At 59.4% G+C, this 24,974-nt stretch carries 22 protein-coding genes and 1 pseudogene; 11 read left to right on the forward strand and 12 right to left on the reverse strand.

What is annotated here, in order from left to right; genetic code table 11:
• Nucleotides 1-13: 13 nt before the first annotated feature.
• Together ACLFLU_RS36130 and ACLFLU_RS36135 are read left to right on the forward strand one after the other, a co-directional pair.
• A complete protein-coding gene (locus ACLFLU_RS36130; protein WP_426409426.1) occupies nucleotides 14-406 on the forward strand; it encodes a hypothetical protein in 393 nt (130 codons plus the stop codon).
• Between the two features lie 533 nt (nucleotides 407-939).
• Complete coding sequence (locus ACLFLU_RS36135) at nucleotides 940-1,395, forward strand: pseudoazurin (RefSeq protein ID WP_426409427.1); 456 nt, start codon at nucleotides 940-942, stop codon at nucleotides 1,393-1,395.
• A gap of 154 nt (nucleotides 1,396-1,549) precedes the next feature.
• Here the strand turns inward: ACLFLU_RS36135 and ACLFLU_RS36140 are convergent, their stop codons facing one another.
• From ACLFLU_RS36140 to ACLFLU_RS36150, 3 genes and pseudogenes are all read right to left on the reverse strand, one after another.
• Nucleotides 1,550-2,998, reverse strand: coding sequence for an outer membrane protein (locus ACLFLU_RS36140; RefSeq protein ID WP_426409428.1), 1,449 nt, complete (start codon nucleotides 2,996-2,998; stop codon nucleotides 1,550-1,552).
• A gap of 1,035 nt (nucleotides 2,999-4,033) precedes the next feature.
• Nucleotides 4,034-4,383, reverse strand: a pseudogene (locus ACLFLU_RS36145) (hypothetical protein).
• An 88-nt stretch (nucleotides 4,384-4,471) separates the two neighbouring features.
• Entirely contained in the window at nucleotides 4,472-4,924 is a 453-nt protein-coding gene (locus ACLFLU_RS36150; RefSeq protein WP_426409429.1) for an Hsp20 family protein, read from the reverse strand.
• Between the two features lie 475 nt (nucleotides 4,925-5,399).
• Here ACLFLU_RS36150 and ACLFLU_RS36155 point away from each other — a divergent pair, with 475 nt between their 5' ends.
• A complete protein-coding gene (locus ACLFLU_RS36155) occupies nucleotides 5,400-5,738 on the forward strand; it encodes a plastocyanin/azurin family copper-binding protein (RefSeq protein WP_426409430.1) in 339 nt (112 codons plus the stop codon).
• Nucleotides 5,739-6,244: 506 nt separating this feature from the next.
• Here ACLFLU_RS36155 and ACLFLU_RS36160 read toward each other — a convergent pair.
• The 3 genes from ACLFLU_RS36160 to ACLFLU_RS36170 all read right to left on the reverse strand — a co-directional run bounded on the left by ACLFLU_RS36160 (nucleotide 6,245) and on the right by ACLFLU_RS36170 (nucleotide 8,931).
• Nucleotides 6,245-7,489 (reverse strand): type II toxin-antitoxin system HipA family toxin, encoded by a 1,245-nt coding sequence (locus ACLFLU_RS36160; protein WP_426409431.1) that lies wholly within the window; start codon nucleotides 7,487-7,489, stop codon nucleotides 6,245-6,247.
• A complete protein-coding gene (locus tag ACLFLU_RS36165) occupies nucleotides 7,486-7,800 on the reverse strand; it encodes a helix-turn-helix domain-containing protein (RefSeq protein ID WP_426409432.1) in 315 nt (104 codons plus the stop codon). Before ACLFLU_RS36165 ends, ACLFLU_RS36160 begins: the two co-directional genes overlap by 4 nt.
• Before the next feature lie 639 nt (nucleotides 7,801-8,439).
• On the reverse strand, nucleotides 8,440-8,931 hold the full coding sequence (locus tag ACLFLU_RS36170; RefSeq protein WP_426409433.1) for a hypothetical protein: 492 nt from the start codon (nucleotides 8,929-8,931) through the stop codon (nucleotides 8,440-8,442).
• A gap of 11 nt (nucleotides 8,932-8,942) precedes the next feature.
• On the opposite strand from ACLFLU_RS36170, the gene ACLFLU_RS36175 reads away from it, so the two are divergent.
• The 7 genes from ACLFLU_RS36175 to groEL all read left to right on the forward strand — a co-directional run bounded on the left by ACLFLU_RS36175 (nucleotide 8,943) and on the right by groEL (nucleotide 17,238).
• Nucleotides 8,943-9,503, forward strand: coding sequence for an RNA polymerase sigma factor (locus ACLFLU_RS36175; RefSeq protein ID WP_426409434.1), 561 nt, complete (start codon nucleotides 8,943-8,945; stop codon nucleotides 9,501-9,503).
• Between the two features lie 2 nt (nucleotides 9,504-9,505).
• Entirely contained in the window at nucleotides 9,506-10,267 is a 762-nt protein-coding gene (locus tag ACLFLU_RS36180) for a hypothetical protein (RefSeq protein WP_426409435.1), read from the forward strand.
• A 901-nt stretch (nucleotides 10,268-11,168) separates the two neighbouring features.
• Entirely contained in the window at nucleotides 11,169-12,833 is a 1,665-nt protein-coding gene (locus tag ACLFLU_RS36185; RefSeq protein ID WP_426409436.1) for a methane monooxygenase, read from the forward strand.
• A gap of 75 nt (nucleotides 12,834-12,908) precedes the next feature.
• Nucleotides 12,909-13,967 carry an NADH:ubiquinone reductase (Na(+)-transporting) subunit F gene (locus ACLFLU_RS36190; RefSeq protein WP_426409437.1) on the forward strand — a complete coding sequence of 353 codons (1,059 nt, stop codon included), beginning with the start codon at nucleotides 12,909-12,911 and terminating at the stop codon, nucleotides 13,965-13,967.
• A 33-nt stretch (nucleotides 13,968-14,000) separates the two neighbouring features.
• Nucleotides 14,001-15,110 carry an aromatic/alkene monooxygenase hydroxylase subunit beta gene (locus ACLFLU_RS36195; RefSeq protein WP_426409438.1) on the forward strand — a complete coding sequence of 370 codons (1,110 nt, stop codon included), beginning with the start codon at nucleotides 14,001-14,003 and terminating at the stop codon, nucleotides 15,108-15,110.
• A gap of 25 nt (nucleotides 15,111-15,135) precedes the next feature.
• The gene (locus ACLFLU_RS36200; protein WP_426409439.1) at nucleotides 15,136-15,492 is read left to right on the forward strand and encodes an MmoB/DmpM family protein; all 357 of its coding nucleotides are present in this window, start codon (nucleotides 15,136-15,138) and stop codon (nucleotides 15,490-15,492) included.
• Nucleotides 15,493-15,600: 108 nt separating this feature from the next.
• Entirely contained in the window at nucleotides 15,601-17,238 is a 1,638-nt protein-coding gene (groEL, locus tag ACLFLU_RS36205) for a chaperonin GroEL (protein ID WP_426409440.1), read from the forward strand.
• On the opposite strand, the gene ACLFLU_RS36210 is transcribed toward groEL, so the two are convergent.
• From ACLFLU_RS36210 to ACLFLU_RS36235, 6 genes are all read right to left on the reverse strand, one after another.
• Nucleotides 17,223-18,041 carry a DCL family protein gene (locus ACLFLU_RS36210; protein WP_426409441.1) on the reverse strand — a complete coding sequence of 273 codons (819 nt, stop codon included), beginning with the start codon at nucleotides 18,039-18,041 and terminating at the stop codon, nucleotides 17,223-17,225. The two genes, groEL and ACLFLU_RS36210, sit on opposite strands and share 16 nt — an antisense overlap.
• A 49-nt stretch (nucleotides 18,042-18,090) precedes the next feature.
• Nucleotides 18,091-18,933, reverse strand: coding sequence for a hypothetical protein (locus ACLFLU_RS36215; protein WP_426409442.1), 843 nt, complete (start codon nucleotides 18,931-18,933; stop codon nucleotides 18,091-18,093).
• Nucleotides 18,934-19,322: 389 nt separating this feature from the next.
• A complete protein-coding gene (locus ACLFLU_RS36220) occupies nucleotides 19,323-19,880 on the reverse strand; it encodes a hypothetical protein (protein ID WP_426409443.1) in 558 nt (185 codons plus the stop codon).
• Between the two features lie 14 nt (nucleotides 19,881-19,894).
• Nucleotides 19,895-20,623 (reverse strand): hypothetical protein, encoded by a 729-nt coding sequence (locus ACLFLU_RS36225; protein ID WP_426409444.1) that lies wholly within the window; start codon nucleotides 20,621-20,623, stop codon nucleotides 19,895-19,897.
• Between the two features lie 402 nt (nucleotides 20,624-21,025).
• The gene (locus tag ACLFLU_RS36230) at nucleotides 21,026-21,412 is read right to left on the reverse strand and encodes a recombinase family protein (RefSeq protein ID WP_426409445.1); all 387 of its coding nucleotides are present in this window, start codon (nucleotides 21,410-21,412) and stop codon (nucleotides 21,026-21,028) included.
• A 264-nt stretch (nucleotides 21,413-21,676) separates the two neighbouring features.
• Nucleotides 21,677-22,411 (reverse strand): hypothetical protein, encoded by a 735-nt coding sequence (locus ACLFLU_RS36235; protein WP_426409446.1) that lies wholly within the window; start codon nucleotides 22,409-22,411, stop codon nucleotides 21,677-21,679.
• A 131-nt stretch (nucleotides 22,412-22,542) separates the two neighbouring features.
• Here ACLFLU_RS36235 and ACLFLU_RS36240 point away from each other — a divergent pair, with 131 nt between their 5' ends.
• Nucleotides 22,543-24,204: a hypothetical protein gene (locus ACLFLU_RS36240; RefSeq protein WP_426409447.1), complete on the forward strand. Its 1,662-nt coding sequence runs from the start codon at nucleotides 22,543-22,545 to the stop codon at nucleotides 24,202-24,204.
• Nucleotides 24,205-24,974: the final 770 nt, after the last annotated feature.

A 24,974-nucleotide genomic window follows, 5' to 3' on the forward strand; every position in this document is an offset into this window, starting at 1 on the left:
AGCGGTCATCGCCGTGCTGCTTGCATTAACACAACAGGCGGCAACGCCAGACGCGCAGACCGGCACCATGATAGAGATCGCGTTCCCGACCATCGAGCTGATTGTCGACACAATCATACAGCGTTCGCCTTCGAGCATCCGAATCTCCCTCGATTTCAACATGCATTTCGCCGGCGGCCTGATCGCGACCTTCCACGCGGTCGACGAGGCCTACCGCGAACACGGGATCGATCTCGAGAAATTTCTGGAACGGCTGCGCGAGCCCGCGCAAATTACGTTGAGCTTGGCCGAAACCGCCTCGGCTGGCCTCGGCAAGCCCGAACGACTCATGAGGTTGCGCAGAACGATCCACTGGCGACCGCCTTCAACCAACTCGCGTTGCGCCATACACCGAGGATTTGGCTGACCGGATGCAGGATATCGATCCCCGGGTCGGTCTTGCCGCCGACCTGCTCGGAAAGGCGTAACAGCATGCGAAACCCGCTGCTCGACCGGCTGGCGCGACATTTCCAGCACCCGCGTCTGGGTGTCCTGCAGCCGGCGGCCGACGGTCTGTAGCGCATTCACCGCAAGCACCGCAAATTTCGCCGCCAGCCGTTGCCGCGCTACCGACGGACAGCACGGCGTCGTGTTGTCAACGCGCAAATGGCCGTGCAACAGCACGAGAAACAACTTCGCATCGGGCCCCGCTCGACGACAGCGGTGTCCTTCTCATAGCGGACGGAGCGCGCCTGACGCGAAGTTTCGAGTTCTCCAGGTGAAAGTCAGGAAAACAACGGGATCCCGACCGAACGGTCGATTGCCGGCATTTCCTCTCCGCGGCAGCTCCAGAGTGATCACAAAAGGGAGATTCTTCGGAAAGATTGCGTCAGCTCAAATCTCGACCGGCCTTCCAGCTCTAGTTAGTGGCCCGTCAACTCGCGACGACAGGAAATTGCAATGCACAAGGCGCTACTTCTGGCCGCCGCAGTGATGCTGACGATGACGAGCTTCGCTGCCGCGGCCGAAATCGAGATCAAGATGCTGAACAAGGGTTCTGACGGCAGCATAATGGTGTTCGAGCCGGCGCTGGTGAAAATCGCGCCCGGCGACACCGTAAAATTCGTTGCCTCCGACAAGGGACACAATGCCGCGAGCATCAAGGGCATGCTGCCGGACGGCGCGGCTCCCTTCGTCGGCAAGAATGGCGAAGACATGAGCGTGAAATTCGATCAGGCGGGCGTCTATGGCGTGAAGTGCGTGCCGCATTACGCCTTGGGCATGGTGGCGATGATCGTGGTCGGCACGCCGACCAACATCGAGCAGGCCAAGGCGGTGCCGCAGGTCGGCAAAGCCAAGCAGATGTTTGCGACGCTGTTCGAGAAACTGGAAGCCGCCAAGACTCCCTCCAAGTAGGAGAGCTCCCGTATGTCGGTCGCGCGCCTTCGCGCAACTATCAGGGTCCCGTAGAACGACATCGCGTTCTGGAAGGGCGATCACTTGTCGCGCACGACATCTGACCGCCGCCGCACGCAACCGGTCAAAACACCGTGCAGAGCCACCTGGCTTGTCAGTCAAATTTGTAGGAGGCCTGGATGAACGTGCCCCATCGTTCCATGCGGTATTTCGCAAGAGCAGGCCCTTGGACGCGGGTATTCTCTAAATTGGCGTTGTAGGTCACATCGCTGTCCTTCCTGGTCCACATTGACCAATATCGGCCACCAACTCCGATGCTGACATTCTTGGTGAGAAAGTAGGAGAGCACCCCTTCCACCTGAAGGCCTCCACCACCGTCTCCGCGCTGATCGTAGAAAGTTGTCGCTGGGCGGAGGAGATGGTTGTCGCGACCAGTGAAATCGGTCCATGGCAGGTACGCTACGTCGGCGCTCACGCGCCAGCGTTCAAGCACCAAAGCCTCGGCGCTGAGGCCGATGCGCGGCGCATTCCAATTGGTGTCTTGACTGCCGATGATCTGCCGCTGCCCCGCGCATGCCCGGGCCGGCGAGGACGAGGCGATCCGCACGCAACCTATCGAATCAGACTTCTGGCCGTAGGAGGTCCATCCGATAAATGCGCCCAGCTTGTAGGTGCTGCCGCGCAGAAAATCGTAGCCGGCGTCCGCCGTGTAGTACACGAACCGTCCGTTCGCCTGACCTGATAACGTGTTGGAATAGGCACGGTTCAAGATGCTCGAATCCTCGTCGTTCATCTTTCCTTTGTTGAAGCGTCCGAGGCCGATATTGCCCTTCAGGAATATCCCAAAGGGGCTGTCAAGGCGTCCGAACAACTCGCCGGACACGCCGTCGAGCCCCTGATAGGTGAGCCTGGAACTGGGAACGCTCTCATCTCCTGGAAACCGGGGCGGAATTGTGTAGTCCCACTGGAAAGCTCCCCGGCTGAGCCAGACCCGTGAGCCGCCTTCGAGCGACCAGTCGCCTGTCGATAGAACAGGCTTGGCTTCGGCGGTCGCTGTTGCGGGGTGCAGCGGCGCATCGGCCCATTCCGCCCTCGGATCGACGCCAAAGTGATAATTCAAGCCGATTTTACCGACGTGATAATCGCTGGATAGGCTGCTGGTGCTGGCAGGAATGATCGCAAGGGGCGGACGCTGCACGGTTGGAGGGGTCGCCACACGAGGGCCGGCAAACCCCATATAGTCGTACTCAAATTTGACGGACCAGGCGGGTGTGAGCTGCTGCTCGATGCCGACGCCGACAGTCCCGCCGAAGCGACCGTCATCGAACTGCGTCGTATGCCGCGGGAAGCCGGCAAAGTTCCTGTCCCGGAATTCGTTATGATTGGCGATCGCACCGCGATTGTTTTGCCAAGCGGCGCCGCCTTTGACGTAGGCCAGCGTGTGGCCGTGCGGGCCGAAAGCGTAACCCACACGACCGGTTGCCGTGGCAAGGACGCTTGGACCCGCGTTGCAGGTTGCGATCACAGCAACGCTGGAGAAGGCAAGACAGGTGTTTGTGCCGTCCGAGACGGTACGGCTCGCCTCCAGTTCGACGCCGAACACCCAGCGGTCACTCTGCCAGTTGTAGCCAAGCTGTCCGCCAGCCAGGAATGCAGGCGTGTCAACGCGTCCCCGTAGATTGACGGACCATAGGGATCACTGAACGACGTCCGGCCGTAGCCCCCGGCGACCTGACCGCCGATATATCCTCCGCTCCAGCTCCACGGTCTCGGCGGGACTTTTGCTGCCGGCTTTAGATCTGTTGAATTGGCCGCTCCGCTTGCAACGAGCGCAGCTGTTGCGGCCCCCCAGGTAAGAACTTCAAATCGCATCATCACCCCATAATGTGCGTCATCATCGAACGAAGGCTGATCACGCACAGAAATTTGCACCCGTCCTTCGGTGGACCGGGTACGACATCTGTTTCACGCATGTCGCCGCAGCGCATGCATCAGCGACACACCGAGATGGAAATGCGTCGAAGCTCACCCTGCGACGGGCAGAGGGTCATCGCAGTCCAAAATCGTTGCGTTCCTGATGCTGTTGCGCCGCTTTACACACGCAGCGTTCGCGACTGCAGGATTGAGGCCAGTGCCAAAGCGGCCTTCATGGCCTCTGGCTTGTCGCGTCCAATGTCGCGTTCGCGGTAGCTTGGCGAGCTTCGGACAAGCCGTCCGTTTGCTTTCGGACATAAGCGGCTTGGAGGCGCCGCTACCCGCCTCCGACCGCACGCGTGCCTCTGCATAGCGATCATGACTCTTTGGAAGGGTCTGGGATCGGCTTCGACCGATTTTGGCGCGGGCCTTGTCAGTAGCGAACATCCATTTGATGCGGGAGCATCCCGGCATCCCTCGGCCGTTCTCAAGCGGTGATCGCGCGGCGCAATCGGTGAGATCATCGATCCAGCGATAGACGCATTTTCCCCGCAAGATGTTCGATCTCGATCTCAATCATGTTGAGCCAGCTCGCACCCTTGGAGGTGTCGTGGAAGTCCGAGCCGCCTGGCTTCGGCGGGCGGGAATGTCTGATCAGGGCGCCGGCGATGTGGGTCGATCATTATCCTGCGCGATGCCGATGGATGTCACCGGCGGCGTCTTGCTAGCGAGGATCGGACGGCAGCTTCGATCGGTCATGGAAGAAGGCGCCCAAACGCGGGACAGTGATAGCGACGCCGGCATGCAATTGCCGCGGGCCGCCGTCCAGCGCGCAGAGTGCTTCCAGGATCTCGTCGATGGTCACCGCCGCCTTGAGCCCTTCGGGAGCCCGCAGCGACGGGCACGACGCGATCGCGGTCGCATCCGACGCCCATGAGGCCAGGATGGCGCGCTTCCCGGAAAAGCTGAGGCCTGGGCGTGAGACTACACCCCGCGGGTGCTCGAACGGGCGCCGGGATGAAGGTAAGAGTTGAAATCGACAATGTTGTCGTCAGGCGCGGTCGTCGGCCGCATGGTCGCCTCCTGATCCAGGACGAGTTGCAGCATCCGCCGCGCAGGTCCTCGCGGCGGCAGTTTCGGATTTTTCAGATTTCGGGACCGATCAGGCGAACCGGGATCCGATCTGTGTGACGTTGCTCGCAGCGGTGCCGTCGATCGCGATGCGGCGCGGCTTCATCGCCTCGGGGATCTCCCGCTGCAGGTCGACGATGAGCAGACCGTTCTCGAAGCGCGCGCCCTTGACCTCGACATGCTCGGCGAGCGTGAACTGGCGCTTGACATTGCGCGCCGAGATGCCGCGATGCAGGTAGGTCTTCTCTTCCTTCTCGCTCTTGCGGCCCTCGAGGGTCAGGACGTTCTGCTCGACCGTCAGCGCGACCTCGTCCGGCGTGAATCCGGCCAGCGCCACCGAGATCTGGAAACGGTTCTCGTCGAGACGTTCGATGTTGTAAGGGGGATAGCTCTCCTCGGCAGTCCGCTGCACCTCGTCGAGAACGTCGAAAAGATGGTCGAAGCCGATGGCGGACCTCCCGAGGGGAGTCCAATCATACCTCATCGCCAAATCCTCCCTGGAGCAAGATGGGTACGAGCAGGCTTTGGACACCGTCCGGCGCCCGACTCATTCGCGGGCCCCGAGAGCATCCCGATCGCCGCGGTCGCGACGCCGAAAAGATTAAGAAGGCCGGAAAAGGTTTCAAGGGGCGGCGCGAATTTTTCCCGACAAGGACTCGCGTTGGTTAGCCCCCTCCATCTGTGCTGCTCGGTCGCTTTGACATCCTGGATGTCGTCGAAGTCCGTCAACGCGAGACGACAGGAGATCACAATGCACAAGGCGCTGCTTCTGGATGCCGCAGCGATGCTGACCGTGATGAGCTTCGCTGCTCCGACCGAAATCGAGGTCAAGATGCTGAACAAGGGTTCAGATGGCGGCCTCATGGTGTTCGAGCCGGCGCTGGTGAAAATCGAACCCGGCGACACCGTCAAAATTCGTTGCCGCCGACAAGGGACACAATGCCGCGAGCATCAAGGGCATGCTGCCGGACGGCGCGGCTCCCTTCGTCGGCAAGAATGGCGAAGACATGAGTGTGAAATTCGATCAGGCCGGCATCTATGGCGTGAAGTGCGTGCCGCACTACGCCATGGGCATGGTGGCGATGATCGTGGTCGGCGCGCCGACCAACATCGAGCAGGCCAAGGCGGTGCCGCAGGCCGGCAAGGCCAAGCAGATGTTTGCGACGCTGTTCGAGAAACTGGAAGCCGTCAAGCCCCCACTCCAAGTAGGGGAAGCCCGGTATGTCGGTCCCGCGCCTTCACAACGACCAGGGTCCCGCGACGTCCTACAGCTTCCGCGTTCTTCCTGCTGGGGTTAATCTATGCCGGCGCGGTGATCCCACTGTGGCTGGCGTATTTGCGGGAGACCTTCGAGGAAATGCGGTTCGGCTGCCTCGCGGCAAATGCTCGGCTGGCTTCTGCATACGGCCGTTCCGAACTGGACCGGCCGGCTTCCGCTGCAGGGCACGCCGCGAGTGCCGGTCTCCACCTGGCCCGCTGGACGGATCGCGGTGTTCTTATCGGCGTCGATTGGATGCGCGGCTCCTTGTGCGATCGACGCGGCAATTTCTCGCTTCGTTGCGACGAGGATTGTCGCAGCCGCATCGGGGCCGACCTCGGTGACGAGATCGGGAAAGAGCTGATGCGCGGGCGAATATCGGCGCCTTCAGCCGCAGAAAGAAGATCGCCTTCGAGAACGAGCCGTCGCCTCTTGATTGGCATGATGCCCGGAAGGCTGGCTGGAAAATCTGTGAGCGAGCGCATTCGGCAACGTCCCTTATGCGATGGCAGGATCGGGTGATGTGCGCTTCAAGACCTGCCGACCTTAAAGGTCGAGGATGGCTGCCATTTCATCGACATGCGCATCGATCCGCTCGAGGACCTGCGCAGGCACAACATCGCGTTCGGGAAGAGCCGACCACTTGTCGCGCGCAACCGCCGCAGTCTCAGCGACTGCTGTCACCACGGCCCCTTCCGGAAGACGGCTGCGGTTTGCAAAATTGCGCCAGCGCTCCTGGGTCAGCGCCTTGAATGACTTTTCGCCGGCAAGGCTGAGCGCCATGCCGTCCTTTGGGATGTAGGGAATCGTTGAAAGCACGTCATAGACAGGCGACAGTGTTGGTGTCCGGCCATCTCCGGGATACAGCAGCGACCAGTTCTTCAGATGCATGTCACCGTTGCCGGTGAGCGCTGTGAGGGCGAGGCGTCGCACAAATTCGATAGCTGCATCGAAGGAGACGCCGCTGTTCAGCGCTGCCGCGATGTTGTGATAGGCTGCGCCGGTGTATTTCTCGGACGGATATCGGCCAAACACTTGCGCGAAATCCTCCATGTGCACGCGCGCGCCGCTAGCCTCGCGGTCGAAACGGCGGACAAGCAGAACCTTGCCCGTGGACATGGTGTTGAATTCTTCCGGGATGCCGGCAAACTCTGATCTGTCGACGAGTTCGCGGGCGGGCACGTCCATCCCCAGCGCTTCCGCAAGGGCGAGGATTGCGAATTCGTTCTCCGATAGGCCGATGTGCGTGAGGGAGGGAAATTTCGCGATGTATTGCCCTTGTTCATCGTCCACCGCGAGCGTGATCCCGCCTTCCTTTCCCGTGTTTTTCATGACCGACAGTTTCATCTGCACGCCGGCGAGCGAAAAGCGCGCCTTCTTGTTGCCCTCCGCTTTCGAACCAATGGGAACGGGGATGCCGTCACTTGGCAGCGCGCGCACCGCGCCGGGCAGATTGGTTCCCAGAGCTGCGAGGAGATCGAAATCGTTGCCCGGCCTGACTGACGCCGCGTGGTGCTTTTCCATCGCCTCGCGCAGCTTCTCTTCGGGCAGCAGGTTTGCGAAGAACGGTGGAAGTGCGCCGCGGATCGGTTTCGGGTCCCTGCGAAGGCCGCCATCGATCGATCGAAGCGACAGGCTGAAGATCGGCGGGTTGTTCAAGCTCCGATAAGAAGGCAAGAGGTTGAACGCGTTGTAGTCGCCCGGCGTCCGGACGAGGGTGCCGACCGGAAGATTGTTCAACGAGATATCGAGCGCCTGGATACGCTCCGCGGCGTGGGGTGTCGCGCTCATGATCCTTCCTCGTCTTCGACATCCGACGTGAACGCAGGACGATCATCATTACTATCCGCCGGCTGAAGCATCGACTGAACAGCGGGCACCATCGCCTGGGGGATCAGCATCATCTCCATGCCAAGTGCGCGTGCGACGTTGACAAGTGTGGTTGCACGGGCGGCGGCAGCCCCCGTTTCGATGTCCCGATAGCGAGGCCTGCTGATATTGGCCCGCTGGGCGATTTGCTGCTGCGACAAGCGAGCGGCCAACCGCGCCTTGCGAAAGCGCAGGCCAAGGTCCTTGAGGAGCGGATCCGGTGCGCGCGACATGATACGTTCTCGATTCATCCAAGAGCTAGATGATACGTATACAGATCATACGAGCTGTCGTCAATTTGATATGTCTACGTATCTTCCGGATCATCAATGATCCCTAAACGAGTCTTTTGCAGAGCCGAGCCGTCAGTTCCCTGGTGGTTCTCCCGCCCTTCTGAGCCCCTTCACGGCGCTACCTAGGGGGCTGATGAGAAGACCCGAAGCGCCATTCACCCTTTGGCAATTGGCCTGGTTACTAGGCCCTGGCGCTCGGTCGATCTTTCCGGCTGCGCCCGTAGCGGCCTGCATTTTCCAAGACCGCAACTCATGGAATTGAAGCGCCCTTCGATGCCTCCGATCCCATGCATCAAGTTTGGTCTTCCGCAGTGAACCTGGTCTGCTGGATGATCTGATCCAGACAGTTCCTGCCCCCGCTCGGTAGGAGAGCGGGGACGGCTTTCCGTCTCGCTCGCTTTCGACAGCACGCTCGCCATCCAACAGGATGACGTGGCCGGCGATTTTTGCGAAACGAAGCCGATCAGGCGATGCAGGATATGCGCGATGCTCTTGCCGCCGGAGGAAACCGTGTGATCGCCTTCATCACCGCCAATTCTCGCTTGCCGGTGCCGTCGGCGCGAAAAGCGGCGCCCGGCCTCAGTCCCGGGTGCAATTGTTGGCGGAAAGCAGCCGTTTCATCCCGGAAAGCTCGAGAATATAGCCACCGTCCAGGAGTGCCTTCATGGCTCCCGCTTCCTTCCCGTCACGTGCGGCTGCGATTTTCACGACCGCCGCCCTGGTCGCCTTCGGCACGATCATCACGCCGTCATCATCCGCGCTGACGATGTCGCCCGGCTGGACGGCGACACGCCGATGACGATCGGCTGATTGATCGTCCCGAGCGTCTCCTTGACGGTGCCCTTCGTGAAGAGCCCCTAGCTGAACACCTTGAAGCCGAGCTTGCAGATCGCCGGCACGTTGCGACGACAGTGTCTTGCAAGAACAAGTCGCTGATTTTGCAAAATTTTTTATGTTGTTGAATTTATTTGATCGAGTGGGATGAAAACGTGCCGCAGGCTCGCCTACCCGAATGAGATTCAGCTGTTCGCCAACCCGATGGGGGCGCGGGCATTGGAATGCCTCGATCAAGGCGGTGAAGAATGCAAAAACGACCGGACTGGGTGGACGACATCGATTGGGACGACCTCTATCCAAGAGTCCTCGCTGTCGCCTATCGGATGAGTGCCGGCCGAGCGAACAGGCGGCACGAAGCCGAACAACTTGCGCAAGAAGCCATTACGCGGAGCTTCACAACGAGGACGGTTGACTTAAAGAAATACGAACTCTTCGTCTATCTCGTCGGCATCATGCGAAGCATTCGCAGCGATCAGATGAGATCATCAGGCGCAAGGTTGTTCGATTTCGATGATGAAGCGGTGATCCGCTTCCCCGCGCGTCCCACTCAAGACGACGCACTGTCGATTGCGGGTCTTTCGCAACTCATCGAACAACAGGACCCAGGGGCCAACCAAGTGGCGATGCATTTGCTCGCAGGACTGAGAACCTCGCGTGAAATAGCCGAGGCCATGAGTGTTTCTCCTCAGAAAGTGGACGCGCTCAAGAAGAGTTTGCGCCGCATCATTCTGGAGCTTGGAGGGAACGACTTGCGCCTCAAGCGTAAGCCGCCGTCTGGCACCAAGATCGCTGAATTGGAGGAGTAAACATGGATAAACCGCTGATCGAAACGATCTTGGCTCGCCTCGACGCGAACCCGCCGGAAGATCATACGGATGTTCTTGATTATCCGGACGCCGTTATTCGAGAGGAACTGCGAGCCGCGGGACTGCGCCCCGAAATGCCGCAGGCCTTGCGCGAGCTGACGGCAAAGTCTCAGGGCGATCCGAAGCCTCGAGGAGACCTCCACCCATATGGGCGGTTCGGCGCTGCTGCAAACGCCATTGCGCGCTTCTTCACGACGCGATGGTGCTTGCGTCTAGGGTTTGGAATAGCTGGCGTCGCTCTCGTTGTGAGTACGATTACGATGATCGAATTCTCTCTCCAGTTGCGAGCTGAAGTTGCCGAGATGCACTGGATCAACCAGTCCCTTAAGCCTGCGCGCTCGGAATCGCTAGCAGATGTCGTCGCCTCGTTTGTGAGGCAGCAAAAGGAAGTCACAGCAGAGCTAAAGAAAAGGCAAAATGAGATTTCCGAGATCGCCTTACAGATCAAGACTGCGCGGGCTACCTTTGCCAATCGGGAAGGGCAGATCATGTTCTCCCCTCCGACACTCCAAGAGACTCAAGCCTCTGGAATGAAGGATCGGACATTGTCTTTGGCTCATGCAATGCCATCCACATCGAAGGTCATCGAGATGCCAAGATTGAATCGCGACGTTAACTCGTCCATCGACCTCGAGAAACTCGGATATATGAGCAGTGTTCGGTGCTCGCCATTGCCAACCAATACCGACAAAATCCGGCCCTGAGAGCTAGCAATCAAGCCGGCGAGTGCACTCTCACTCGCCCGCTTCTTCTAAATGCCCACCGCATGAGCAATCGCCATCGCGAAGTAGATCAGTGCGATGGCGGCGTAACTCGCGCAGATGATCAGGGTCTCCTTGTTCATTCTCTGGCTCCTTGCTCATTCGATTCGTCCGTCGTCGATTGGCTGGTCGCAACGTGAGCATTGTTTGAAAACCGCCAATGAACCCAGGCGACGACCAAATAGATGACCGAAATTGCGATATATCCTTGCGCCTCAAGCATCCAAAACGCCTCCATCAAAGCCTGTCGTTACTCAGTAAGGCGACCCAGGTTCTGGATTTCGGATCGCGCGACGCGCGATTGCTCAAGGAAAGCAAATTGCAATTCAAATGAGATGTTCACGCCGCGGCTCCCGACTGGCGCGAGATTCTCATCCCGAGGTCGATTTTAGTTCACCTCATGCTTCGCCAATTTCCCAAAACCACCGTAACCGACATGAGGCCGCCACCTCGTCATCGCGCGGTTCGCTTGGGATACAGGCTGGCATGAGCTGATGGGAGGAGGTGAAGCGATGGCAAATGCCATGCTTGATGATGCCAGGCAGGAAGGTGAGGCGCTTGGGGTGACGGAAACAGGTCGTTTCTGTGCAGAGCCGAAGACGATCGGCGGACCCGCATCGCGCGTCGACGGAACAGATCTGCGTCACCGACGGGACAATAGTGTTGCGCGTCGTGTCGCATCGATGACGCGCCCCGTTCCGCCTATTCCAAGAAATCCAGGACTTCTCCCCTTGGCACGTATGTTGCTGAGCGGACTCAAGCGGTGGCCGTGCCTGATGATCGGGCCATGTCGTCACAGCCAAACCGCAAAAAGCCCCGCCGCGCCAGGGAAAGGAGATGAGCGATGACTGAGGCACTCACACTCAACAAGATCACAAGCCAGAAGGGCATCAGTATCGGGGAGGCGACGCGCCTCATCGCCGATCTGGGCTGGACCCCGTCCTATGTGCAGGACGCGATGGCGTTCCCGACCGACTACAAGATCAGCAAGGCGCCGCGCGACCCGATGAAGCAGGTGCTGCGTTCCTATTTCCCTATGCAGGAAGAGAAGGACAATCGCGTCTATGGCGCGCTCGACGCAGCCTTGCGCGGCGACATGTTCCGCAACGTCGAGCCGCGCTGGATTGAATGGATGAAGCTGTTCCTGGCGATCATCCCCTTCCCCGAGATTTCGGCCGCCCGAGCAATGGCGCCGCTCGGACAGCTCGCCCCCGGCGATCATCTGCGCACCGGCTTCACGATGCAGATGGTGGACGAGTTCCGGCACTCGACCATCCAGATGAACCTCAAGAAATGGTATATGGAGAATTATATCGATCCGGCCGGGTTCGACATCACAGAGAAGGCGTTCGGCAAATGCGCTGCGACGACGATCGGGCGGCAGTTTGGCGAGGCCTTCCTGACCGGTGATGCGATCACCGCATCGAATATCTATCTCCAAGTCGCCGCCGAGACGGCGTTCACCAACACGCTGTTTGTGGCGATGCCGTCGGAGGCCGCACGCAACGGCGACTACGCGTTGCCGACCGTATTCCTCTCGGTCCAGAGCGACGAAAGCCGCCATATCGGCAACGGCCATTCGATGCTGATGTCGGTACTGAAGGAGCCAGATAATCATCTGCTGTTGGAACGCGATATTCGTTATTCCTTCTGGCAGAACCACATGTTCGTTGACGCGATGATCGGTACGATCATCGAATATGGCACCAAGAATCGCGACAAGAATAAGGAGAGCTACGCGGAGCTGTGGCACCGCTGGATCTTCGAGGACTATTATCGCACTTATATGCTGCCGCTGGAAAAATACGGCATCAAGATCCACCACGACGACGTCCATGAGGCGTTCGACTCGATCGTCAAGAAGGGCTATGTCCACAAGGTCGCGCAGGCCATCTCGGCCGGCTGGTGGGCGAATTTCTGGCGGATCGAGGCGCAGACCGAGCGCGACTTCGAATGGTTCGAGGCCAAGTATCCGGGCTGGTACAACGAGTTCGGCGCCTGGTGGGAGAATTACGAGAAACTCTCCAAACCCGGCAGCGAGATCATCACCTTCGCCGACACCGGCTACGTTTATCCGCATCGCTGCTGGTCGAGCCTGGTGCCATGCGTCGTCCGCGAGGACTTCTGCGTCGACGAGGTGGACGGCGAGTTGTTCACCTATGCCAGCGAGGTCGACCGTTGGACCCACAAGGAAGCGTTCGCCGCCGAATATCAGGGCCGTCCGACCCCGGCGATGGGCCGCCTCTCGGGCCGCCGCCAGTGGGAAGAGGTCTACGACGGCTGGGATCTCGCCGACGCCATCGTTGACATGGGCTTCGTGCGTCCTGACGGCAAGACGCTGATCGCTCAGCCGCACATGTCGTTCGAGGAGAAGGACATGTGGACGCTTGACCATGTCCGAGGCCACACCATCCGCAGCCCGCTGCTCGCGCTGCGCGAACTGAAGCCCGAGGCGCGGGCCAAACATGTCGAGGACTATCGCAAGGGTTTCAAGATCCGCCGGATCTGACCCCCACCGGCGCCCGGGGAGGTGGTGTCGCCGCCTGCCCCGGCCTCCGCTGCGACTGCCTCACGGAGAATGATCATGGGACAGGAAATGCCTCAGCGCAGGCCGGCGGTGCACAAGGTGCGTCTCGAGCCGGTCGGGGTCGAGATGGAAGTGGAGGAAGGTGAGACTGCCCTCGACGCAGCCTTCCGCCAGGGCGTCGCGCTGCCGCACGGCTGCAAGGAAGGGCAGTGCTCCGCGTGCAAATGCATCCTCAACGAAGGGGATGTGGAGATGCTCAAATATTCGACCTTCGCGCTCTCCGAGCCGGAGAAGGAAAGCGGTCAGGTCCTGCTGTGCCGGACGCTCGTCTATAGCGACGTCGAGGTCGAGCTGCTCAACTATGACGAGGACCTGCTGTCGCGCTCGATCGCAGTCAAGGCGTTCAACGGAAAGCTGGCGAGCGTCGAGCCGCTGACGCACGACATCGTTCGCATCGCGATCGACCTAGACGAACCGATGAAGTTCTGGGCCGGACAGTTTGCGGACCTGACGCTTCATGGCGCGGAGATCACGCGCTCCTATTCGATGGGCAATCCACCGAGTGAGCCCGATCGCCTGGCGTTCATCATCAAGCGTTATCCCGGCGGTGCCTTCTCGACCGCGATCGGCGAGGCGAAGATCGGTGATCCGATCACGGTGAAGGGGCCTTATGGCTCTTGCTTCCGTCGCGAGCAGCGCGACGGGCCGATGATCCTGGTCGGCAGCGGATCGGGCATGGCACCGTTGATGTCGATCCTGCTCGACCAGGCGGCAAGCGGCGAGACGCGCCCGGTTCGCTTCTTCTACGGCGCCCGGACAACGAAGGATCTGTTCGCGCTCGACGTCTTCGCCGACCTTGAAGCGCGGATGCCCGACTTCAAGTTCATTCCCGCCTTGTCACATGTCGAAGCGGGTTCGGAGTGGAACGGCGAAACCGGATTCATCCACCACGTGCTGCGCCGCCACCTGCTCGACATGGAGAATACCGAGGAAGCGGACGCCTATAGCTGCGGTCCACCGCCGATGATCGATGCCGCACTGCCGATCCTGCAAATGGCCGATATCGACCCGGCCAGGATGTATTTCGACAAGTTCAGGCCCGCCACCCAAGCATGAGGCCGAATGCCCAAGAGAGAGAGGGAGAAGACGATGTCTGGACGAGTGATGGAGCAGGAGCAGAGGTCCGCAGCGGCGGGCGCCAAGACCTTCCCGGGATCGGATAGCCGAGCCTATAATTATTTCGAGCCGAAGGGGCGTCGGGCGACGCATTACGAGGACGTCACCGTTGACGTCCAGCCGGCCCCCGAACGCTACCTCCTCCAGAATTGGATCATTTCCTTCGGGGACGGCACGCCGACATACTCGAAGGAGTGGACCGCGCTGAAGAGCAGCGACTGGCACCTCTATCGCGCGCCCGACCAGGAATGGGAACGGACGCACTATCAACGCCAGTCGAACATCTGCGGCATGATCAAGAACGTAATCGACAACGCACGGCGCGCCGGCGCGCCGAGGCGCTTCGACAAGGCGTGGGTGAAAATATTGCAAGATCATCTGGGTGCCTTCAAGCATGCCGAATATGGCCTGGGCACCGCGCTGATGCGCGCGCAGCGCTACGGCTATACCCAAATGGTCAACAACGCGATCCTGACCAACTCGTCCTACAAGCTGCGGCTGGCGCAGGATCTAACGCTGTATATCGGCGAGATTGCGCTCGACATCGAAGGCTTCGACGTCGACGCCGGCAAGCGCAATTGGCTGGAGAACTCGATCTGGCAGAAGGCTCGCGAACTCGTGGAATCTGCACGCGGCGCCGAGGATTTCCTGGAGCAGTATTTCATCGTCAACGTGCTATTCGAGCCACTGGTAGGCGAGTTGTTCCGCTCTGGTTTCGTCATGCAGGTCGCGGCGACACAGAGCGACTATTCGTCGCCCGTCGTCATCTCAGCGGCGGAAGCGGATTACGAGCGCAACCTTGCCAATACGGTTGAGCTGTTTGCGACCCTCGTGCGCGATCCCGCGCATGGTGAGGACAATCGGCGCCTGCTGCACGATTGGTTTGACAAATATTCGCCGATCGCGACCCAGGCGGCGCTCGATCTGCAACCCATCTGGTCACAGCCGCGCGTGAAATCCGCGCAGTTCGTCGAATCTTATGCGTCGGCGATCAACCGCCTGCAGGCGATCGTGTCGGAGATCGGCGTCTTCTCGACGCAAATTCCGATGCCGGAGCTGCAGGTCGCCGAGCCCGTCGAGTAGTCGCGTCACGAAAGGAACCCACACCATGGCCGTTACCACCGGGCAGCAGCTCTTCACGCCGCTCAAGGACATCACCCAGGAACGCACCATCTCGCATCAATGCGGGGTGACGATGAATGACAGCGTCGAGGCACGCTGCATCGCCGAGATCATGGAACAGCGTCCCGGAATCAAGGTCACCTACCTGCCGGCGATGATCCGTGTGGACGGCGAGGGTAAGATCGTCTTCGACATGGCCGAGATCAGCGAGGCGCTCGGCCGCGAGATGACACCGCACATCTTCGAGATTTCCACCTCCACCCATTACGGCCGGATGGTGATGATTGACGAGAACACCGTGATCCTCTTCGGGGACATGGACGAGGCACTCCAATACGAATGACACGATCACGCGCCGGCGGCCGCGCCACCGGCGCGTGCCGATCCCGCTAGCCAGACCGGAATGACAAGGCTCTGCCCAACGGATGGCGGCGCACACAGGAGACGATAGATGGCCAAGATCATGCTTTACGATGCTGAAGCTAGGGCGGCGCTTGCGCGCGGCGTGGACCAGCTTGCCCGCGCTGTCGTCGGTACGCTCGGCCCCACGGGAACCAACGTCATCATGGATCGCCCGATCGGGACGCCGTTGGTGTCGCGCGATGGTGTCAGCATCGCGGCCGAGATCGAGTTACCCTGCCGGTTCGAGAATCTGGGCGCGCAGGTTGTTCGCGAGGTGTCCGCCCAGACCAATGAGATCGCCGGTGACGGCACCACGACCGCGACAGCGCTCGCCAATGCGCTGGTGCAGGATGGCGTGAAACTGGTCGAGCACGAGCACAAGGCGGTCGACGTTGTCGCCGGCATGGACCACGCCCGCGATCTGGTCATCAAAGCACTGCGAGAGGGCTCTCGGCCGCTGCGTCAGGGCGAATTGCGCATGGTTGCAAGCGTCGCGGCCACCGAGACGTCACTGGGAGAGCTTATAGCGGAAGCGCTCGAGCGGGTCGGCATCGAAGGCGTCGTCCATGTCGAATATGCGTTGCCGGGCTCACCGACGCGGCTGGAGGTCGACGAAGGGCTCGTGCTCGATCGCGGATTCGTATCGCACCATATGGCGACCGACAGTTCGAGCCTGGCCGCCGAACTCGACAATCCGGCGATCCTGCTGACCGACCACAAAGTGCCATCGGCCGAGCCGATCCTGCGTATCCTCGACCAGCTCAAGGAAAGCGGGCGTCAGCTGCTGCTGGTAGCGGACGAGATCGCGCCTGAGGTCATCGCGGCCGTGATGCAGGCTCGGCTTCAGGGACGTGGCACCGTCGTCGCGATCAATCCGCCGGAATTCGGCCATTGGCGCAAGGCGATGATGGAGGATCTCGCGATCATGACGGGTGGCCGGGTGATCGCGCGCGACCTGGGTGCCCGGATCGAGGAGGCGACGATCGCCGATCTGGGCAATGCGACGCGCGCGAGGGTATCCGCATCCGCGACCGTGATCCTGGGCGGCAATGGCGACAAGGCGGCCATCGACGGGCGGCGGCAACTGGTCCAGAAGCTGTGGGACGAGGCACCGCAGAATATCGAGCGCGACAAGCTGGCCGATCGCCTAGCAAAGCTCACCCGCGGGACCGCAGTCCTGCTCGCAGGCGGCGCCACGCCGGTCGAGCAAAAACGCACGGCGCAACTGCTCGAAGATGGCCTTAACGCAGCCCGGGCTGCCCGTGGCGAAGGTGTGGTGGCCGGTGGCGGTACCGCCCTCGCGCAGGTCGCAGCGCGGCTCGATCCGTTGGTGGATCAGGAGGTTGATGGCGCGCAAGCCGGTGCGATGCTGGTCCGCGACGCGATCAAGCGCCCATTGGCGATCATCGCCGGCAATGCCGGACAGGATGGCGCTATGATCGTGACACGGGTCGCCGCCGAGCAACCCGGCACGGGCTTCGATGCCAGGAGCGGCAGATTTACCGACATGTTCGAAGCCGGCGTGATTGATCCCGTCAAGGTTACCTGCGCCGCTCTCGAGAATGCGGTGTCGGTGGCCAAGCTGATCCTGACGACCCATTCGCTCGTCGTCGATCTTCCTGAAGGCGCCGATCCTACCGCCGGCCCTGCGCGCGGCGGCGGTGCCGAAGTTTACGGCCGGAGCTGATCGGCGCGGACCGACGATCGCCATCGCGTTCGTTCCGCTCCGAGCGGTGCTTTCCGAGAACGGCACGGAAAGCACCCCATTGTGTTGGCTGCTATGGGGCCGGGACAGGATATGACGTCTGCCCGGACCCTTTGCCAGAATCTCATGAAGCATACGGCGGCCCTGTCGGAGCAAATAGCAGAACTGGAGAAAGGACTACGCATGCGTCGCCAGACGGGACGAGGTCGCTTCACGTTTAATGACCATTCCGGGGGTCGGAGCAATCTGCGCCACAGCGATAGAGGCCGTGGTGCCCTCAGCGGAGACCTTTTCCAAGGGTCGCGATCGGGAGGACGGTGATCCATCTGCGCTTCGTTCCGTGCGATACGTTCGCCCGTAACGGCACAGGAAACCAAGCCGTCAGAACCGCTGTGGGTAGCGAAGAAATTATCGCGGGCCTTGCAAAGATCCAAGCGCACCGTACGTCGAAGAGCTTGGGCGACCTCCTGCTTACGGCTCGGTGGCCGCTGGGAGATGCAGTGTGGATAGGAGAAATCCGTGCCGCTGCCATCCGTGCGGACGATCCGGAAGCATTGCGTCCCATGCTCGGTCATCATGACTTGGAAATGGCCGACGCCACAGCCCACCTTGGCGACATATTCAGTGTGGCGCTCGAGAAGGGCCGCAACGTCGAGGCCATCCTCGTCACTCAGCCGCTCACCGGGCCGGTAGCGGTTAAGCATGGCCTTGAAGAAAGCCGTGGCGTCGCCTTGCTTTTCGAAGCTGCGCGTCGCCAGCTCGACGGGTTTTGAACGCCCTGCCATTCAGCCCCCTGCCGCTGCTGCCGCAAACTCGAACTGCGCCTCGCAACTATCATGCGCGCATACCGGCTTTTTGAGAGCAAAGGGCCGCTGGAACTTCGTCCGGCTGCACTTCTTGCAGGCGAACTGGCTGCGGAAAGCCTTGAACTCCTCCCAGCGCGCCTTCTCGTCGCCTATCGAGCCGTCGCCATAAGGTCCGTCCTGGAAGTGGCTGCCAAAGTTCTCGATCTCGCCCTTCACCAAGCTGTCGAGAAAGCGATTGTTGACCCCGGGGCACCAGCGCAGGCGCGAGCTTGGCATCCTTGAGCAGGCCGGCGAGTGCCGATGCCAACTCGCTGCGTTCGTAAGAATAGGGCCTCTCCAGCGACCGGATCCGCACGCTGACCACGAAATCCCGACAGATGCCGAGAAGCCATTCCTCCTCGGCTTGGCGCATCTCGTTGGCCGCCGACTGGCCCGCAGCCCAACGCGCCTCGATCATCTCGTCGCTCACTTTGTGGTCAGCGAAACGCGGCCCGTAGGCTGGATCGGGGCCAATGATCCGAGTGAAGTGCCAGGCCTTCGCCTCGAGCTGGTCCTTCAAACAGTTGAAAGACCGCTCGTCGTGGGTGGTAATCAGGATTTGGCTGCCACCGAACATGGTGGTGATGAGCCCGGCAATGGTACGCCGATGATCGACATCATAGGAGGTGACGATGTCATCCAGCGCGATGATGGGCGCGCCGACATAAACTGCTGGATCGCAGCCAATCTCAACGCCAGCGCCACCGAATGGATCTGGGAGTCGCTCAAATAGCCGCCCGGTTGCACGCCTGTGCGGTTCTTGGCGAAATCGATCAGCAGGTTGAGCCGCTGCTGGTTCGTGTCGTCTTAGCCTCCATGTCGAGGCGAGCATCCTGATGGGGCTTGTCGCGTGCGACGGCGGTGATGCCGGCGAAGTAGAACCAGTCGCCGTCAGCCAGCATGAAACGATGTGCCTACCTTGGCTGCAATGGTGAAATAGGAGCGAACGACGTCGCCTGGGGGAACCGGCCTGGGCGAAAGAAAGGCGGGAAACATCACCGGCGAGCAACGCCCTGGCGCAGCCGCTACGTCTGGCACGGCCCGTGGCCGTAACGAACTGCAAGGTTGCTGGCTATCTGAGAAGCCCAACGGTGCCCAGGGGCGGATTGCGCTGCCCGACGCTGTTGCCCTTGAAATATCTGAAGATTTTCTAGCAGCCAGCGAGGATGTTTACCAGTCCTGTTACTCAGCGGAGAAAGCGTTGTGGCAGCAATACCCACATCACTTTTTCTGCGATTTAAGCATCTTCAGAATCAAATCGAAGTTTGTAAGCGGCTTTTCCTTCAAAGCATCGGGGTTAGCGAAAAGCATTGCTTCCTTCGGAAAGAACTGGACCTGCTGTTCGCGTGTCACCAGAACTAGATTGTCGCCCTTTTTCTCGATGTTGAAGATGGCATAAACAACCTCTCTCCCACCAATGTAGTCGAATGCATAGGCGTCCAGTTTACCGTGACGGAGGTCGCCGCCTAAGAGAATGGTGGGATGGATCGTGTCGCTCAAACCGTTAGACCATATTTCTCCATCCACCTTCCCACCGTAGACGCGTATCTTCAGCGCAACCGGCATTGCGCCGCTGGTTGAGGTTATATCGCCATCGTTGGTCCATGAGCCGGTGAACTCGGTATTGAGATTCCACCACGTTACGACATCTTCTTTGGCAGCCGGCAGTGTTTCAGAGAACGAATGGATTTTCTGTGGCAGGTCGAGAACCCCGACGAAAAGCGTCGCGACCCAACCGGACACGAGGATAAGAGTTTTTCCAGCTTCTCGAAAATTCATTGAATCATCGCCAGTCAAGGATCAATAGATTCGGGGCAGTTCCAACCGAGCCACCGGCACGCCAAAGGAGTCGTCATTGGCCGGGCTAGGCGACTCAGCCGCACAACATCGTCCCACCTTAAAAATTCGACGCGATTGTTTGCGGCGTCCCTCACGAGCAGACCCTTGTCTAGACTGCGCAGCATAATGCGATGAATTGTGCCGCCACTCCTAATCTCAATGTCGTATGGACTGTCAAACGTCCGCAAGTCTTCCCGGCCATGGGAATATCCGTGATCAAACAGTAGAGCGCTCACAACTGGCAGGACCACCATCGCCCTTCGAAGAAGCAACAGTGTCTCATCTTCCGCATCCTCGAACGGCAAAAGCTTATCGCTGTACATCATCCAAAGAAGAGCAATCGCCCAAACCCAAGCAGCCGGTCCGGCGAAAGGCAAAAAGAGCGCGGTAACTGGCCAGACCACAATCAAGGCAAACCAGAAAAGACTGCCCCAGTTAATTCCGAACGGCTTAATGATCCGCCTGCCAAGTAAGACGTTCCAGTCAATGCTGATGTACATCGTGACTACCATGAAGGGAAGCCAGAGGACTGCGTTTCCAAAGTAGTCGGTTGTGGTCAGGATGGTCTGGAAGTGCTGGCCTACAGCAAGAAAATATCCATACTCGTGACACACCGACATTAACAGCAGTGCAACTGTGACCCCGCCTAGGATCGAACCAAAATTTTCTAAGAATGATTTCACCCGGCCCCCGCCCCTGATTCGCGCTTGGATATTTTATAAGGGTCCCTCACGCGAGCCCTAGGGCCTACCAACGGCAAAGCAACTTCCCCCGTATGCCTCCACGAGGCCGGGACCTGGTGGGAACGTGCATACCCCCGACCACGCGGCACGAAGCCTTACGCCTCAAGCCTCCGCAGTAGGTTAGCCGCCGAAGACGGATACCAGCGGCCACCACGCGGCGTCATCCTCTCACGGCCGTTCAGCTCGTTCGCGATGGCTTCCAGCGTCACCGCACCGCTTGCCCGGATGTCCTTCACCACCTCAGCGAGGTCACGTGCGCGTTGGTCCGCGTTACCTGAGACGGTGGCGATGGCAGTCGCGTTGCCTTTCCCTGCCCGCCTCAACGCCGCTGCTCCGTTCGGGTTACCGAGCCGCTTGATCCTGCGGTGTGCCTTCTGGCCAGTCTCCGCAATGCGCTTGCGGGCTACCTTCAATGCGTCCGTGGTGCGCCTGGAGATGGCTTGCGCTTCTGCCTGAGAACCACCGCCAACACACCGATGGTGGGTCATTGGCCTTGGGCATGTCGCAGCATACGAACTTCACGCCGCTGTCTCTCAGGGTGAGGGTGAATGATGCTGAACGAGATAGACGGTCAAGCTTGGCAATCACCAGCGTGGCGCCCGTGACCTTGGCGTGGTGGAGTGCCGCCGCGAGCTGTAGCCGCTCGTTGGTCTTACCGCTCTCCACCGCGGAGTATTCTCGGATGATCCTCCCGCCCCGAGTACGGGCGAACTCTTGGATGGCCGCCACTTGGGTTTCTAGACCCAGCCCGCTCTTGCCTGCTTCTGCGTCGAAACGCGCCTATAAGCCACGATCTTCATGCCATTGGCTCCATACAAAACCGTCTAACGGACGTTACTCCGATTTGTAGTTTCGCATTCGGCAGATTGTCTCTGCAACATCCTGACCCATCGCCAACCGCAGGAGCGGGCGCGTCTAGCGATGGCGCGTCTAGCGATAAAGAGCCACATGCCAAACCGAGGCTGAAGGCCGCGCGGCCCGACTAAGAAGAGGCTAGTCGACCTCGGTAGTTTGATCGCCAAGGAGGCCACGAAAGTCCCTTTGCAACTCCCTGGTTGCCGGGCCAGAAAGCCTTTCTATCTTTTCTTGAATCTCAAGCCATTTCGTCGTTCTTTCTGCACCCAGGTCTCCATAGTCCACACCGTAGAGGAACTGAAAGAACGCAAACTTCAATTCGTCGGCAATAACACGCATTTTATCAGCAGCAGCCTCTGGGAGATAAATCTCTTTTGTTCGAAATGTACGAATGAACTTGTTCGTTGCCTCTGCCGCTTTCAGTCCTCGCTCCGCGCGTGACGTGCCACCAACGGGTTCGAACGCCTTAGTATAGTCGGCCGTTGCATCCAATGCATCGCGCAGATCGGCATGGACCTCCGCAAGAACCTCTGCTCGCTTTGAGTGAAGGTGTGAAAACTCGACATTGCGTTGAGCAGCAACGACAGCCAGTTCGCTCTTCAACCGTTCAATCGCTACATCACCCTGCGCTTTTAGTTGCGCTTTCAACTTCTCCAATTCTATATCGTTGCTTGCCTTGAGGTCAGCCTTCAGAATTTCTAACCTTTCCTCATATTCGCTTCTGATCGCGGCTTTGATCTTTTCTGACAGATACGTTTTCGCCACAAGTACGCCGCCGCCAGCGCCGACAAAGCATGCCAGCACGTAAGTCCCCAAGAGCTGAAAGATAGCCATCCCGATGTGCACGGCATCGGTCGCAGAATTCTCCGTCATCAACCCGCTCCACCGCCGCTCGGAATCTCAGATAAGGGTGCTATAATTACAACCTTTGAACGATTCGCAACGTCCTGCGAGGCACGACCGTGAACTCACGAGATGAATTGCTTAAACGCGTGCGAGACGATGTGGATACCATCGCCGATCTCGCTAGGCGCACGAATTTCCCCCTAGAGCACGTCCTCGACAAAACGAGCCTTGACGCTCTCTGCGACTCACTAAGACTTGATCCAGACTATTGGAGCGAGGAGTTTTTCGAGACGATTTTTATTATCCGTGATGGCCTTTACCAATTCCGGAATGATCTCCGGGATAAGGATGACGAGGAGGGCGTCTACTCAGCCGAACAGCTGCTCTCCGCTATGGACCGCTTGTACGCGGATCTAGAGCGGGCGATGCGATCCTTGAACCCTGAGATAATTATAAGCGCCCAGGCGGAGATCGCTGCGCTTATGCGTACCCCCTACATAGACGTGCGGCTCATCCAGCAAAGCGTGTTGGAACTTAAGGACGACGTTAATGAGCTACTCACTCGCACACACATAACGTACCAGCACTTTGAAGTTCATCTAATGCGCGTGAGCAACACTGAGGTTCTTCGAACCGCAAAGTTAGTCGTTCAACGACTGAGCGCCACTGCTTTCGCGATCAAGCTCTCTCTGGAGCAGGATGTCGTTTATCAGGGTATATTCCGATTCCTGCAACAAGGAGCAGACAAGATCGTTGATGAGCTGAGAGCACTAGCCGAACATTTCAAGAAGGCATATCGGGACGAGAGCGAGTTCACCGAGGACCTTTCGACTCTCGTGGCCAAGAGCAACAAAATCTCCCGTGATATCGCGAACCTCCTGCATCAAGTTTTTAGCGATAAGCCGATTGAGCAGAAGCAGCTCAAGCTCAAGACACGCGCTGCTTCCATTGGCGAGCCCATGGTTTGCGCTACTCGACTGGGTGAAAACAAGCTAATCCTAGGGGGAAAAGACGGCTGGGTTTACGTACTGGACGTCCTCACTGGCAAAGTTTCCGACCGTCATCGAATTGGCGAAAGAACCATCAATTGCCTCGCCCGCTCTTCCAAGGCCGTGGTGGCTGGAAATGAAGAAGGTCTCGAAACGATAAACCCCGCCACTCTTGTAAGCTTGGAGTTCGATTCAATCTATCAGGAAAATGTGTCAGCGGTTGCTGTTGTCAGTTGGGGCGTCGTGAGCGGGACGCGAGATGGAATCGCCAGACGTTGGACACTAGATGAGACCACGCTGTTGAAATATGGAGCCGAAAAGCTCACGCTCGGCAGAAGTATTCAACGCATGAGCGTCCTTAAAGAAGAGGTCGTAGTGGCAGCCGGACAAAACCTCTTCTTCATCAACGACCACTTCTCGGTAGATCGAAAAATTCCGATTGACTTTACCATCTCGGATATGTGCCCGATGGATCACAGCAGCTTAATTCTCTGCGGCGAAGGAGCACTGGCCCAGGTTAAGCTTTCAGCGGGAAAATACACCAAATACATCGCGGCGTCAGAATCGACAAAGTACACCTGCGTGGCCGGTATCGATAACAAGACATTTTGCGCGGGAAATGATGACGGTCTTTTGACCGTATTCGACGTTGAGTCCGAGGCAGAGATCGGTGCGGCCAACGTCCAGTTTCCGCTCCGAGGCATGATGCGGGTTAACGACAAGCTAGTGGTCTACGGGGGAAGCTGGAAGGGCCGGTCCCAGAAGACGATCGCCATTCTGGACTGGGAAGAGATTATTCATAGATCGAAAGAGTTTGATCCTAAGCGCTAGCGTTACGTATTCATCCGCGCTCGCATACCCCCCTGTATCCCGCAGGCACCCCTCGGCTAGCTAGATTTGTGCGCCCGATGGGCATTGATATCGAACGCGCGGCGTGCCTGTTTCGCTCCTGGGCAAGTGACTTTCGGTACCACCTCAGGGCTGGCACTGAGGCCGCGCGTTGCGCTTGCCAATGGCACGCACATCGCAACACAGATTCGAAGCGGCGCATCTAACGCACGCGATCCTTGCGGCTCTCCTCTTCCTCCACCATCAACATCAGGACGAACCAACGGATGTCACAACGTCCCACCGAACGAACTCGCCCGGCGTTGCGGCGGCCCACCCTCGAAGACCTCCCAGACCTCCATCGCCGCACCGGACGTAAGCGCGGTGGTTTGATGAGGCCTTAAGCTCTTGGGCCAATACGGTCACGATGTTGATGAAGCCGTAGTTCGCCTGGAGCGTGAGGAGCACACCACCTTGAGGGCGCTACCTCGTGCGCCGTGGCCTAACGGTCCGACCTAGGAGGCATTCCCGGCACGTACGGTCACCAGCCGAGGTGACACGCGCGGCCTCCTTGCGTCCGATGGTACATTCACCGCAGCAAAAATCGGTCCGGGTGGCGTTCAGGTCGCCGGTCTTGGCGCTGTTATGCTTGAGGCAGTTCACGAGCTTGCTCAGTTCATCCAATATCTTCGCGTCGACGGCGATCGTGGCGGCCGTCAGCGCCACGATCAAATCCGCATTGTTTGGACTCTTCTTCTTAGTGTTACAGCCAG

The organism is Bradyrhizobium ganzhouense, from assembly GCF_049949285.1.
In the GTDB taxonomy this organism is placed as follows: Bacteria; Pseudomonadota; Alphaproteobacteria; order Rhizobiales; family Xanthobacteraceae; genus Bradyrhizobium; species Bradyrhizobium ganzhouense.